Source organism: Orrella marina, from assembly GCF_003058465.1.
Taxonomy (GTDB): Bacteria; Pseudomonadota; Gammaproteobacteria; order Burkholderiales; family Burkholderiaceae_B; genus Algicoccus; species Algicoccus marinus.
Genome location: NZ_CP028901.1, coordinates 3,220,415 through 3,234,603 on the forward strand (window position 1 = coordinate 3,220,415; position 14,189 = coordinate 3,234,603).

General features: G+C 55.8%; 9 protein-coding genes. 5 read left to right on the plus strand and 4 right to left on the minus strand.

The window, feature by feature from the left end:
• Nucleotides 1–123 precede the first annotated feature (123 nt).
• The 3 genes from DBV39_RS14720 (at nt 124) to DBV39_RS14730 (ending at nt 6,763) form a co-directional block, all read left to right on the plus strand.
• The gene (locus tag DBV39_RS14720; RefSeq protein WP_159078974.1) at nt 124–3,606 is read left to right on the plus strand and encodes a putative bifunctional diguanylate cyclase/phosphodiesterase; all 3,483 of its coding nucleotides are present in this window, start codon (nt 124–126) and stop codon (nt 3,604–3,606) included.
• A 555-nt stretch (nt 3,607–4,161) separates the two neighbouring features.
• Nucleotides 4,162–5,475, plus strand: coding sequence for a short-chain fatty acid transporter (locus DBV39_RS14725; RefSeq protein ID WP_108622180.1), 1,314 nt, complete (start codon nt 4,162–4,164; stop codon nt 5,473–5,475).
• A 208-nt stretch (nt 5,476–5,683) separates the two neighbouring features.
• Nucleotides 5,684–6,763, plus strand: coding sequence for an ArsO family NAD(P)H-dependent flavin-containing monooxygenase (locus DBV39_RS14730; protein WP_108623300.1), 1,080 nt, complete (start codon nt 5,684–5,686; stop codon nt 6,761–6,763).
• Nucleotides 6,764–6,810: 47 nt separating this feature from the next.
• Here DBV39_RS14730 and DBV39_RS14735 read toward each other — a convergent pair whose 3' ends face one another.
• Both DBV39_RS14735 and DBV39_RS14740 read right to left on the minus strand, forming a co-directional pair.
• Nucleotides 6,811–7,698: a MurR/RpiR family transcriptional regulator gene (locus tag DBV39_RS14735; protein ID WP_108622181.1), complete on the minus strand. Its 888-nt coding sequence runs from the start codon at nt 7,696–7,698 to the stop codon at nt 6,811–6,813.
• Between the two features lie 136 nt (nt 7,699–7,834).
• A complete protein-coding gene (locus DBV39_RS14740; protein ID WP_108622182.1) occupies nt 7,835–9,181 on the minus strand; it encodes an aspartate aminotransferase family protein in 1,347 nt (448 codons plus the stop codon).
• Between the two features lie 301 nt (nt 9,182–9,482).
• On the opposite strand from DBV39_RS14740, the gene DBV39_RS14745 reads away from it, so the two are divergent.
• Together DBV39_RS14745 and DBV39_RS14750 are read left to right on the plus strand one after the other, a co-directional pair.
• Nucleotides 9,483–10,496, plus strand: coding sequence for a Bug family tripartite tricarboxylate transporter substrate binding protein (locus DBV39_RS14745; protein WP_108622183.1), 1,014 nt, complete (start codon nt 9,483–9,485; stop codon nt 10,494–10,496).
• On the plus strand, nt 10,496–11,995 hold the full coding sequence (locus DBV39_RS14750) for a M81 family metallopeptidase (RefSeq protein ID WP_108622184.1): 1,500 nt from the start codon (nt 10,496–10,498) through the stop codon (nt 11,993–11,995). Before DBV39_RS14745 ends, DBV39_RS14750 begins: the two co-directional genes overlap by 1 nt.
• Before the next feature lie 8 nt (nt 11,996–12,003).
• On the opposite strand, the gene DBV39_RS14755 is transcribed toward DBV39_RS14750, so the two are convergent.
• Nucleotides 12,004–13,137 (minus strand): TIGR03364 family FAD-dependent oxidoreductase, encoded by a 1,134-nt coding sequence (locus DBV39_RS14755; protein ID WP_108622185.1) that lies wholly within the window; start codon nt 13,135–13,137, stop codon nt 12,004–12,006.
• A gap of 27 nt (nt 13,138–13,164) precedes the next feature.
• Nucleotides 13,165–14,184, minus strand: coding sequence for a putative 2-aminoethylphosphonate ABC transporter substrate-binding protein (locus DBV39_RS14760; RefSeq protein ID WP_108622186.1), 1,020 nt, complete (start codon nt 14,182–14,184; stop codon nt 13,165–13,167).
• Nucleotides 14,185–14,189 lie beyond the last annotated feature (5 nt).

Consider the following 14,189-nt stretch of genomic DNA (forward strand, 5'->3'; position numbering starts at 1 on the left):
ACCAGAAGACATATGATCTACCGTTCTGAGGCCTTCAGAAACCTGATTACCGGATCCCCGATTTGACTGTCCCAAGCGCGACGGACCTGTTCGACTGACCACCGGATGTGCCAAGGCCTCCCCATGAAAACCATCAAAGACTCCCTGGAACTGCAGGTTTGGCTATACATCCTTTTTGTGTCGAGCCTGTTGACCGGGACGCTTGGTCTGGTGGGCAATACATGGCCAGAACTATCTGTACCAGACTCGCTGATGGTGACAAGCCAGGGGGCGATTGCACTGATACTCGGCGGCATCATCATGATGTCGTTGCTGCTAGGACTTCGTTCACCTAGGCTTTCTTCGGGGGTCTTGCTCCTGCTCATGGCTGTGTACAGTCTGCTCGAGAACGTCTTTGTCTCGATCTTGTTTTCGGGTGTGCCCTGGATAGCAGATCTCTCGAGCCTTGCATCCCTTCCGGCTGCTTGTGTTGCGTTGCTAGGCCTGCTGGCGTTACTTGGGCTGGATACTGTCCCTGGCCGGACCCTGGCACGCTTTGTAGGTCTAGTTGGCATCGGAGTTGGCCTGGTCGTCATGTACGGATACGTTTTCGAGCCGCCACAACAGAGCGACGAGCTGGTGCTGGGTTTCAGTCGGATGACCTCCGTCTTCTGTATTGGCTTCGGTATCGGACTGATGCTGCTGGCGATGACACCCGATCGTCCAAGTTTGCGTATCAGTGCCCCGGCTGCTGTGATCGGGGCTCTGAGTATCAGCGCAACCTTTGGACTGCTTCTGATTGCAAGCTGGGGATCTCATGCAGAACGTCACCTGGCCGCAAGGGCGGTGCTTGAACAGCAGGTCACTCTATTGCAGCGGGAGATGTATTCGTCGGTTGGATTGATTGAGCGGCTGGCCGATCGCTGGGCCTCATTGAACATGAGTGTGCCCATGGCATTGCAGCGAGTCGAGGTGCAACGCTACCTGACGGATGTCCCATCCCTGCGAGCACTGGCTGTTACCCGAAATGGTGAACAGTTCATTCTGACCCAGGGTAAGTCCTTTGAGGACCAGGCATGGCTTGAGCAAGTGTTGAGTGACCCGCAAGGCAAGCGCTGGGTGCAGAATATTGTTCAAAGTGACATACCGTATGCATGGCACATCACGGATCCGGCTTCTTCGTTGATGACAATCCTGCTGGTTCGGCCGACGGGCTCGCCACAGAACTTGTTTTTTGCAAGTTTTGACCTGCAGGCATTGCTGAATCCGCTATTGCATGCAGGTGGCCAGGAATACGAGTTCGCACTCGAGTCGACGGACCCGACATCGGAACCGGAGTTCAGCCATGGGCATGGTCATCCGAACGAAGTTTATGAAAGTATGTCCGTTTCCATCACGAACGGACCGACTTTTTACGTCTCCTCGTATGCGGGTCCGGTCAACATGCTCAGTTTGCGTGGTGCGTTGGTTCCGGGCATTCTGATATTCGGTGTTCTGGTGAGCTATCTGCTGACGATGGCCAGCAGTCTTGCATCGATCCAGCGACGAAAATCACATGAACTGAGTGTGGAAGAGCAACGCTTGCGCTCGCTCTTTTCCCAGTCGCCAGACGCTGTATTCGAGTTCTCCAATGACGGAACATACCAGTCCTTAAATCGACACGCGCGCGCGATTACCGGAATCAAGGATTCAGATCTCGGGATAGTCAACTACCACGATTTTCTCGACAACAATGCCATGTCCAAACGTGATTACGCGATGTTCGACTCGGCGTTCGAAACCACCGTTGGTGGAACAGCACAAAACTTCAGTGTGACGTTTCTGAATTTTGATGATGAGTCGCGTGACTATGAGATCTCTTTTGTACCCATTCTGGTTGATGGTCGCGTCCAGGGCGTCTATGCGGTTGTCAAGGACGTGACTGAACGACTGCTTGCCCGGGAGAATCAGCACCTGCTCACGCGTAGCCTTGAGTCAAGTGACAGCGCGGTGCTAGTGGTCGATGTCAGAAAGGACACAATGCCAGTCGTGTTTGTCAATGCGGCATTTACCGATGTCACGGGTTTCAGCAAAGAAGAAGTCATGGCTGGGAATCTTTCCTTGCTCATCTCAATGATGGAGGAGGCAGACGATGTCGAGGCGATCAACAGGGCGATGGAGAATGGTCAGGCTGCCAGTTTGACTGTCAAAAGTTATCGACGTAGTGGTGCTCCTTTCTGGAATCAGCTGTCACTGACCCCTGTCAGGGATGTGGACGGAAATGTGACCCATTACACCGCCATCATGAAAGATGTGTCTGAGATGCGCGAACAGGCGGGCAAGCTGGCTTATCAGGCGACACATGATGTGCTGACCGGACTGCCTAACCGCACTTTGTTCGAAGACCGGCTCGAGCATGATATCGCCATGTGTCAGCGTAAAGGAACGCAACTTGCCGTGCTCTTTGTCGACCTCGACGAGTTCAAGCCAATCAACGATGCGCTCGGGCACCGTGTGGGTGATGAAGTTCTCATCAGCGTGGCCCGTTCATTACAGGAAGTTGTTGGCCCAGCGGACACGCTCGCGCGGTTCGGGGGGGATGAGTTTGTACTATTGCTACCCAATCTGAGCTCGGTTGCGCAGGCAGAGCGAATGGCAGAAATGTTGTTGACTCAGGTTGGACAGCCGCATCGAGTGGCGGGCAACGAGCTGTATGTGACTGCCAGTGTCGGGATCAGTCTACTGAGCGAGGGCCATACATCCGCCAGATTGCTGCAGCAGGCGGATATTGCAATGTACAAGGCCAAGCAACAGGGCAGGGACACCTACGCAGTCTATGCTGAAGATCTGAATGAAAGTCTCTCCATGCGAGTCACTTTGCGCAACGAGTTGCAGGAGGCCATCAGACAAGAGCAGCTGCATCTGAACTATCAGCCGCAGGTAGATCAGGCAGGTCGCATCTGCGGGATCGAGGCCTTGGTGCGCTGGCGGCATCCAGTCAAGGGCTTCATCTCTCCGGCGGAATTCATTCCGGTGGCAGAAGAGACAGGGCAGATCATCCAGCTCGGTCGCTGGGTCACGACGCAGACGTGTCGAGACGCGAAACAACTTCTGGATATTGGTCTTCTCACGAGCAGAGTCGCGGTCAATCTGTCCACTCTGCAGTTTCACCGGCCAGGGTTTGTCGCAAGTTTGCTTGACATTCTGAAGCAGACTGACTTGCCTCCTACGTATCTGGAGCTCGAGTTAACGGAAAGTATCCTGATGCGAAACAGTGAAACCGCAATAGGTTTGTTGCATATTCTGAGAGATAAGGGCATCAGTGCCAGCATTGATGACTTTGGAACAGGGTATTCAAGCTTCAGCTACCTGAAGGACCTGCCGGTTGAAAGCGTCAAGATCGACAAGACGTTTGTGGACAACGTGACGACAGACCGAAAGGATGCCGCAGTGTGCAAAGGGATCATCACCATGGCACGCGAGATGGGCATGAAGGTGATAGCAGAAGGTGTTGAAACCCGGGAACAGTTTGAGTTGCTCAAGGGGTTTGGCTGTGACATGTTTCAGGGCTACTACTTTGCCAGACCCATGTCCTTCGAAAAACTGGTCGACTGGATGAAGTCCGGTTTGCCAGACAGCACAAAGTAGTGACAGCCAGAGGGCACGCGTGTTATCCCCTTGGCCCATTCAGTGCACCGTCAGAGAAAGATACATAACCGGTCGCAGACCACATACATCCCACGGTTTGCGAGCTGTGCAGTAGCGTCTCCAGACTTTTATCGCGGCAAACTGGCAATCTGGGCCAAACAGCTCCGGGCGAAGTCATCTGACAGTACAAAGCCACGTTAGCCGGGTTGTTGATCACCAACCGGACATGGTCGTTCGAGCGATGTTACTGCCAGTCGATAACCCTAAGCCATGCTTGGTTAACCTGGTCAAATGCAACAAACTTCTTACTATCGCTGCTTTGTGTTTGCGGGATCTGTTTCTTCACAGCCTGTGCAGATACTGTCATCCCCTTCATGAGCAGACGCCGCCAGAAATCTGCGTTTACTTAACGGTTTACGCGTGCAAGATTTGACGCAACCGACTTTCAGAGCGGGTGGATAACCTACGGATCTGCCAAGCGATGCTTCTGGACTCGGGGGAAGGTGGTGCCGATGTCCTTCAGAATCCGCTTTCAATATTTGGAGTAGACAAAAAATGTTCAAAGTGCTTACTCGTGCCTCGGTGCGACTGGTCGAGCGTTACCTTCCAGATCCCTTCATTTTTGTGTTGTTACTGACAGTGGTGGCAGGGACTGCTGCGGTAGTAGGAGAGAAGAATTCTCCCATCCAGGTCATACGTATGTGGGGAAATGGCTTCTGGAGCCTGCTGACTTTTGCGATGCAGATGCTGCTGGTGCTGTTGACCGGACATATGCTGGCTAACACACCGATCGTCAAACGCTGGTTGGCAGCGCTCGCGAGACTTGCACGATCTGCCGGAGCGGCCATCGTTCTCGTGACGGTTGTCTCACTGGTCGCAAGCTGGATCAATTGGGGATTCGGACTCGTTGTCGGCGCGTTGTTTGCCAAACAACTGGCGAGTCAGGTCAGAGTGGATTACCGGCTACTCGTCGCAAGCGCTTACTCCGGTTTCCTTGTCTGGCATGGTGGGCTGGCAAGTTCGATTGCGTTGACGATCGCCACGCCGGGACATTTTTCTGCGAACAAGATCGGTGTCATCTCGACATCTGAAACGATCTTCTCGGTTTTTAATATCGCGATTGTTCTGGCGCTTTTTGTTGCTGTTCCTTTGATCAATCGGTTGATGCTACCCTCTGAGAAGGAAAGCGTCTATGTCAATCCAGCCCAGCTTGAAACCGAGGAGACCGAGCATGACGATACGAGCAATCGACCTGCAGACCGTCTGGAGAACAGCAAGCTAATTTCATGGTTGCTCGGTGCGGCAGGCCTGGCTTACATGTTTGACTACTTCGTAGTGCGATCCGGTAGCCTTAACCTGAACGTCATTAACTTCTCGTTCCTCTTTCTGGCGTTGATTTTGCACGGCACACCACGGCGTATCCTTCGGAGCCTTGATGCGGCAATCAAGGGCGGTGCAGGCATTGTGATCCAGTTTCCCTTCTACGCAGGGATCATGGCCATCATGATCGAATCGGGTCTGGCAACGAGTTTATCTGAATGGTTTGTATCGTTCTCGACCCCGACGACGCTGCCATTCTGGAGTTTTCTCAGTGCAGGTCTGGTGAATATCTTTGTGCCTTCCGGTGGTGGGCAGTGGGCTGTTCAGAGCCCGGTGGTCATATCGGCAGCGCAGGCGCTTGGGGCAGATATTCCACGTGTTGCGATGGCGGTCGCGTGGGGCGACAGCTGGACAAACATGCTCCAGCCATTCTGGGCCTTACCGGTGCTGGCAATTGCCGGGCTCAAAGCCAAAGACATCATGGGCTTTTGTCTGATTCAGCTTTTTGTGTCAGGTATCCTGATCTCGATTGGTCTGACCTGGCTCTGATCCATGACCACTGCGGTCTGTCAGAACCGGCTGCAGTGCAGGTATGGAGTTGATATGGTTGCCTGGAATCCAGAGTCGTGTTTCAGGCTGGCGGCCACGCAGCAGGAGCTTCAATTGAGGAATGTATGGATTTCAGTCAACAAATTCATTGATTGTTCACGTCCAGCGTGCCGATCATCAGCCCAACACTCCGGGGATCTGCTTGTTCATGACCCGTTCATCATCTTCCACATATCCCGTGCTTGATGTCGTTGTCATCGGAGCAGGACAGGCTGGCCTGGCAACGGCGTATTTTTTGCGTCGATCAAACCTGGCGTTTGTTTTACTGGATGACCAGCCAGGGCCTGGCGGGGCCTGGCTGCATGGCTGGAAATCCCTTCGATTGTTCTCCCCGGCCAACTGGAGTTCATTACCAGGCTGGCCCATGCCCGCTTCCCAATCCGGCGTGTATCCCTCACGCGACGAGGTGCTGGACTATTTCAGGCGCTATGAAGAGCGCTACCAGTTTCCAGTCGACCGTCCCGTTCGAGTGCAGCATGTCACCAGAGAAGGTGAGCACTTTCTGATTCATACCGACAGGGGTGTCTGGGCAAGTCGGGCTCTGGTCAGTGCAACAGGCAACTGGAGCAATCCCTATATCCCGTGCTTCCCCGGAGCAGATCACTTCAAAGGCAGTCAGCAACACTCCGCCTTCTACGAGGATGCGCAGCCCTACCGAAACCAGCGTGTGGCCATTGTTGGTGGAGGCAACTCGGGTGCTCAGATCCTGGCTGAAGTCTCGAAGGTGGCACAAACGGTGTGGATCACGGTCGAGCATCCGACATTCCTGCCTGACGATGTCGATGGCAGGGTGCTTTTTGAGCGGGCCACCCAGCGCTGGCTGGCGCAAAAGGAAGGCCGGACGGTGGATATACCGGCAGGTGGTCTGGGGGAGATTGTGATGGTGCCCCCCGTACGCGAGGCCCGCGAGCGAGGGGTTCTGGTGGCTGAGCGTCCCTTTGCAAGGTTCACAGAAACGGGTATTGAATGGGATGATGGACGCCACAAACCTGTTGATGCCGTGATTTGGTGCACGGGGTTTCGTCCGGCGTTGCAGCACCTTGTCTCGTTGAAGATTGTCGAGCCGGACGGTAAGGTGCAGGTCAACGACAGTCAAAGCGTGAAGGAATCAGGCGTATGGCTAGTGGGATATGGAGACTGGACCGGCCCTGCTTCGGCGACGCTGGTTGGCGTCATGCGTGCGGCTCGAGGGGCTGCAAACCAGATAGCGCGTTATCTTGCCGGATGATCCATTCAGGCCGGTGAGCACGCGGGGATTCGTCTTGAACGGCCCGCTTACCGGACCGCTTTTTTACTGTCCTTCGCATACACCGCAAACTCTTGTAGCTGTGCTTCGCTCTTTTCGATCTCCTTCAAGCTTTGCCTGCCTGCACGGGCGATCAGCATGGCAACCAGCGTCTGGGCAATGGACAGGGCGGGAACCACTGACGGGAAAATAGAGGGTGTCGTGGTGGATACCAGAATCGTGACGGTCGCATGACGTGCGACGGGAGATACGGCACTGTCAGTGACCGCGATGATCTTTAGCCCGTGTTCGCGTGCGAACTTCACCGCTGAAATGGCATCTTTTGCATATGGGTGATAGCTGAACACGATCAGTGTGTCGCCGGCTTTCGCATGTCTGAGATCGTCGGCAAACACACCCGCAACACCTGAGAGCAAACGGGTATTGTCCCGGAACATGTTGCATGCGTAGTTGAAATAGTACGCAGCAGGAAACAGGCTGCGTAGTCCGGCGACGTACACATGGCGGGCAATGACCAGCAGGTCGCATGCGGCATTCAGAGACTGAGTTGTGGCGGGCTCCCGGATACCGGCGAGATTGTTGCAATCAGCTTCAACAATCTCCTGAATCAGACCGCTGGCACTGGCCTGGATGTCGTGCTGTTGCAGTGCGCTGGCGCGCTCTGTAAACATGCCTGGCCCTTGCGCAAGCCATCTTCGATAGACATCTCGCAAGGGCTCGTAACCATCGAATCCAAGTTGGACGGCAAATCGATTCATTGCACTCGAAGGCAGGCCAGCGTCAAGCGCGACGGCACGCATGGAGTTCAGCGCTACTGCCTTGGGGTGGTCGATGACATAGCGGGCTGCCTGCTGAAGTTTGGGAGGCAACTCCGGATACGTTTCTTTGATCAGCTTGTCGACAGCGCGCTTGTCCATGGCGATCCCGCTTTAAAACATGCATTGTAAGCAGCCCACCGGTATGAGCAACACGCACAGTCACGCACTGACAGACATATGAAAGCACCTGCTGTCGAGCACTCACCCTGTCACGCGCGCTTGCTTGTGTTCGCATTTACGTGCCTGATTTCCCCGCGGTTTCGTTCAGGACCAGATCGATTGCCTGGCCGAGACGATCAACGGCCATTTCAAGTACGCCTTCACGACTGTTGTAGGGCGGAGCGAGCAGCACATGATCACCGTGGACACCATCAATGCAGCCCCCTCCCGGATAGCACAGCAACCCAACTTGCTGGGCTTGCCTCTTGATCTTCGCGTGGATCTGCAGTGATGGATCAAATGGTCTGTCTGGATCACGGGATGCTACCAGCTCAATTGCCTGAAACAGGCCTCGTCCACGAATATCGCCGACGTTGGCGTGGTCACCAAATCGTTGTGTCAGCAGTGCACGCAGGTGCTGTCCCATCGAGGCACTTCGTTGTACGAGCTGGTCGCGTTGGATGATGGTTTGTACGGCCAGCGCTGCCGCGCAGGCCACCGGGTGACCGACATAGGTATGTCCATGTTGAAATGCACCCGAGCCGGCAACGATGGCATCGACCACCTTGTCAGCTACCATGACCGCGGCGATGGGCTGGTAGCCGCCACCCAGGCCTTTTGCCATGGTAAGCAGGTCAGGCACCACGCCCTCCTGTTCAAACGCGTGATACGTGCCGGTACGACCGACTCCGCTCATTACTTCGTCCATGATGAGCAACACGCCGTAGCGATCGCATACTGCCCGGATTTTCTGGAAATAGCCGGGTACGGGTGCCACGGCACCGGCCGTGGCACCCACGACCGTCTCGGCCACGAATGTACTGACGGTGTCGGGTCCAAGCTCGAGAATCAGTTGTTCGAACTCGCTGGCCAGGCGACTTGCATACGCATCATCCGTTTCATCGGCCTGTCGATAGTGTCGTGCAAAGCAAGGAGAGACATGGTGTGCCTGGACAAGGAGCGGCTGATAAAGTGCTCGACGTCCGACGTGTCCTCCTATGGCCAGTGCGCCTAGCGTATTGCCGTGATAGCTGAGTTTGCGCGCAATATTGTGCCGACGCTGCGGCTCACCACGCTCCACGTGATACTGCCGCGCCATCTTGAGGGTGGTTTCGATGGCTTCCGAGCCACTGGAAAGAAAGTAGACGTTGTTCAGAGTTGGAGGGGAGTGGCTGGCCAGCAGACTGGCGAGCTTTTCCGCTGGCTCAGAAGAAAAGAACCCCGTGTGTGCATACTCGAGCTTGTGCATCTGCTGTACGACTGCATCAATGACCTCAGGGTGTCCATGTCCCAGGCATGAGACGGCCGCACCGCCTGATCCGTCAAAGAACTGCCGACCATCTGCGCTGTGGATGAACCCGCCTTCACCGTGCACTGCGATTGCAGGTGGACTGGAGGGACTGCGGTGAAAGATGTGCGTCATGGGTGCGGTGTCCTGCAGTTGCCCGCGGCCCGTCTGGGCAAGACGGGCACAACGGACGGTTCGGGTGAGAACTGTGATACTTTCTAAAAAAGATTGTTTGATCTATATTATCAGAACATGGATCAATTGATACTTATAAGCCAGGCATCTCCTGTGACGTATCAGGACAGTGGTGGATGATCCGCTTGAGCGCACGCCAAAGCATCCGTTCCTGGCGTCCAACAACCATTACCCATCTTCCATCGCCGACTAGTTCCGACCATCTCCAACCATTCATCAACTTCAAGAAGAGGCGTCCATCATGCAGCACACCCGACCATCTCCGTTACCAAGACAGTTGCGCAGACGACTGACATCAGGAATCGCTCTTGTCCCTGTAGCAGCCGCGCTACTGGGTGCGCCGCTTGCACATGCCGATGCAAACTGGCCAGGAAAACCCATCGAGATTATTGTTCCCTTCGGTCCAGGCGGAACGACCGATGTGCTGGCGCGACTGGTTGCCGAAGGAATCTCAAGGGAGTTGCAACAACCAGTCGTGGTGCAGAACAAGCCCGGTGCAGGTGCCAATATTGGTGCAACCGAAGTGGCTCGGGCAGCGCCGGACGGTTACACCTTGCTGATGGGCACGCCTGGACCTTTGGCAATCAATCCCTATATCTACGACAACATGGCGTTTGATCCAGCCAAGGACTTCGCCGCTGTGTCCTATGTCGCGGACGTTCCCAATGTCATGCTCGCCAATCCCGGGACCAACATAAAGAACCTTGAGGAACTCATCGAGCAGGCAAAGGCCCGTCCGGGCAAGCTGAACTGGGGGTCTCCCGGCATTGGAAGTACCGGACATCTGCAGCTTGAGCTACTCAAGCAGATGACAGGCGTTGACATTGTTCACGTGCCTTACAAGGGCTCAGCTGCGGTGACGAACGATCTGATTGCAGGCCATATTGATCTGGCGGGGGATAACGTGCCGACAGCACTGGCCAATATCCGAGCAGGAAAGGTCACCGCACTTGCCATCGCGGGAGAGGAGTCGCTTGAGGTGCTGCCTGGCGTACCGGCCGCATCTGAAACAGCACCTGGCTACCGCATGCCATCATGGTTTGTGCTCGTCGCGCCCGCTGGTACGCCAGTGGCCATTACTGAGAAAATTGCCAAAGCGGTCGATAACTTCGAAAAGCAACCCGAGACCATCGAGAAGTTCCGCGCGCTCGGCGCTGTCCCGGTGGGTGGTCCGCCCGACACGCTCGCAAAACACCTGTCCTCGGAACAGGAACGATTTGGTAATCTGCTCAAGCAAATGGAGACAGAAAAGTAATGAAAAAGAAACGTCTGGCCGTCGCCCGCCTCTGGTTCGAAGGTAATGCCTTCTGTCCGTATCCTGCTGACAGGGACGCGTTCGAACGCTATGAGTGGCAGTCTGGACCGGACGTGCTCGAGGCCATGCGCGGCACGGCGACCGAGATGGGAGCCGTCGCGCAGTTTGCTAGTGAGCGTGTGGACTGGGAGGTAGTGGTGTTGCGGTGTGCGGCCGCCTTGCCTGCCGGCCCCATTACTGAAGATGTATACCAGGCACTGTCCGGCGAGGTGCTCGACGGACTGAAGAATGGTCTTTCGGCTGGCGGCTGGGATGCGGTCTATCTGTCTTTGCACGGTGCGGCCATCACAAGCAGTCGGGAAACACCAGAGCTTGAACTTGCGGGTAAGGTACGAACCCTTCTGCCAGATGTTCCCCTGGGGGCGAGCTTTGATCTGCATGGCAACATGCCTGCGGCATGGGCCGACGTCCTGGACGTTGCATCGGTGTACCAAACCCACCCGCATGTGGATATGACACAGACAGCTGCCCGTGTACTGCAGGGATTGGTTGATTGCGCCGAAAATGGCCTCAAAACCCGGCGAGTGCTTCTGAATGAGCGTGTGATTCTGCCCAGCATCAACATGCGTACGGCAGGTGGTCCCATGCGTGAGCTTGAAGAGCTGGCCAGGTCCCTCACGCGTGACGCAGTCATTGATGTGTCTGTGTTTGGCGGGTTTCCGTATTCTGATACGGAATACACCGGTGCGTCAGTGTTCGTGGTCAGTGATGCACGCAAGGACCCCACAGGTGATCAGGCGAGGACCGCGGCAACCATCGTGATGCAACAGATCCATGAACTAGCCCCGCAGTTCAGGGCGTCATTGCCAGATGCACGGCAGGCGTTGAGCCAGGCACTTGCCATTGAAGAGCCCGGTTTGGTTGCCGTGACGGATTCTGGTGACAATCCGCTGTCCGGTGGTTGCAGCGATACGCCAGAGCTGTTTCGCCAGATGCTGGCAGTGAACCCGCAAGTGTCCACACTGTATGCAAGCTTTGCGGATCCGGTGGCGGTTGAGGTGGCCATTCAGGCAGGAGTCGGTGCGAAGGTCAGCATCGATCTGGGGGCGAGATTCGGCACTCAGTTCGGAGCGCCGGTGCCTGTTGATGTGGTGGTCGAGAAGCTGACAGACGGCAGGTTCGTCAATTCAGGTCCGATGCATAACGGGGTTGAGCGGCTGTGCGGGCGTACCGCATTGCTGCGTGTTGCGAGTCTGCCGGATGCACGCGTGATCGTTACAGAACGGGTGGTGGCCGGTGACGACCCGGCTTTTTACGCGTTGCACGACGTGGACCTGGAATCCCTGCGTCTCCTGTGTGTCAAAGCCAAGAATCACTTTCGGGCAGCATTTGTCGATCGTTGCGTAGCCATCATTGATTGTGACGCCCCCGGGCCAGCCTGTCTGGATCTGTCCCAGCTCCCGTTTCGGCACGAACACGTGTCAGCTGACTATCGGTGAGGTGTTCTTCAGGCTGAGTCCAGGCTTTGCTGTACGGCCCGCTCTCCAATAGCAAGACCAGTGGTCATGCCAACGCCGGAGTGCATGACAGAAACAGAGAGTCCAGGTCGCGGAGTCAGAATCGAATACGGGCCGGGGCCTCTTGCACCGTACACTCCTTGCCATCGCGACAGGACTTCTAGCCTTGCGTTCAAGACACGTTCGGAAAGCTCTATGAGTGCCTGATCGATGCGCTCATCACCAAATGCAGGTGCATCCTTTCCGTAGTGGTGAGAGTCTCCGACGATAAGATCGCCTTCGGGTGTGGGGCTGATCAGAAGATGGATACCGTTGTCGAGCAGGAAGGGTTCGGTTTCCTGAAGATGGTTTTTCAGGGTCTGGGCCGACGACAGATCACTGAAGGCGCCATAGTGAATCAGCGAGAGTCCGGTCAGAACAGGGCGATCAAGCTCGAATGCATTGTGTGCCATTCTCAGCCGTAGCATCTGCAGTCTGACGATCTGTAGATCCATGGGTTGCAGAATGTCATGGCAAAGTGTCTGGTAGTCGTGTCCCGGGCAGACAAAGATCCTGTCCGCGGTATAGTGACCTGCCGTTGTCACCAGCAAATCTTCTTCGATCGACTGGACCAGCGTACCGGTCCGGATGGTGATGCCGATACTTTGCAGATAGGTGGTCACAGCCGGCAGGGCTTGCCGGCTGTAGATCTGCAGATCATCCTTGCCGAGCAGAGCCATGTCATGGTGAGCAAAACGCCCATCCAGCAGACTTGCCAGTTCTGATCGGCTGACCAGGTCAACGTTGTACCCGTCTTCGTCAGCCCGCTCGTGGGCGAACTGCTCCAGAACAGCACTTTCCCGGGGTTGCCGACTCAAGACAAGGCAGCCATTCTGTCTGACATGAAATCCGCACTGACTGGCAAGCTCAAGCCAGAGCTCGCGGGTGCGACGAGCCAGGTTGTGCATGTCACCGGGCGGCTGCCCGGTGATCAGTACCTGACCAAAGTTTCGTACGGTTGCGCCATGCGCCTGCTCGGCCCTCTCGAACATGATGACCGACAACCCCGCCCTGGCCGCAGCCCAGGCATGTGCCACGCCCAGAATGCCGGCCCCGACGACAGCAACATCAAAGTGGTTCTTCAACGCACAGACTCCCGTATCCTGTTGTGATCAGTTCTTCGGTTCCGACTTGCCGTCGTAACGCTTTGCCCACTCGCCGAGGATCTTCTCGCGGTTCACGGCGGCCCACTCAAAATCGTTGTTGATCAGCAAACTCGAGAAGTCACCTGGCAGACCAGGCAGGGGTTCCTGAAGCGCCGGGATGGCGAGCACCGCAAAGTTCTTGCGGTAGAGCTTGTTGGCTTCATCCGACGCGGAGAAATCAGCGAGTTTCTGTGCGGCGTCGAGTTTCTTTGTACCTTTGACGATCGCAGCGGCCTCGATCTCCCATCCGAGCCCTTCCTTTGGAAATGCTGGTTTGATCGGGGCACCATCAGCCATGAGCTTGACTGCACGGTAGTCAAAGGACACGCCGATCACGTACTCACCGGCGGCGGCCAGGTTGCAGGGTTTGGATCCCGAGTGTGTGTATGCGCCAATGTTCTTGTGCAGTGCGTCCATGTATGCCCAGCCCTTGTCCCAGCCAAACAGTTGCAGCCAGGAGCTCACGTCCAGGAACCCTGTACCGGAAGACGCCGGATTTGGCATGACAATCTTGCCTTCGTAGGCAGGCTTGGTGAGATCCTCCCAGCTTGTGGGCATTGGAAGGTTGTTCTTCTCGAGTTCGATCGTGTTGACGCACAAGGTGGCTGCATAGCCATCCATTCCGACCCATGCAGGTGGATTGGCGCTGTCACGCATCTTGCTGTCAATATTGGCCAGGTTCTTTGGGGCATACGGGTGCAGCATGTTCTCCTTCTGAAACAGGCCCATTGATGTACCCGCTACACCCCAGATGACGTCCGCTTGCGGGTTGTTCTTCTCGGCGAGCAGTTTGGCCGTGATGATGCCAGTTGAGTCCCTCACCCACTGGATCTTGACGTCAGGATTCTGCTTCTCGAAGGCAGTTTGATAGGCGCGCATCTGGTCGGCCTCAAGTGCCGAGTAAACCGTCAATGTTGTTTGGGCATGAGCGCCAAATGAAGCACCAGCTGCCAATAAAACGCAGGCGCTCAGGTTAGAAAATTTCATGGGAT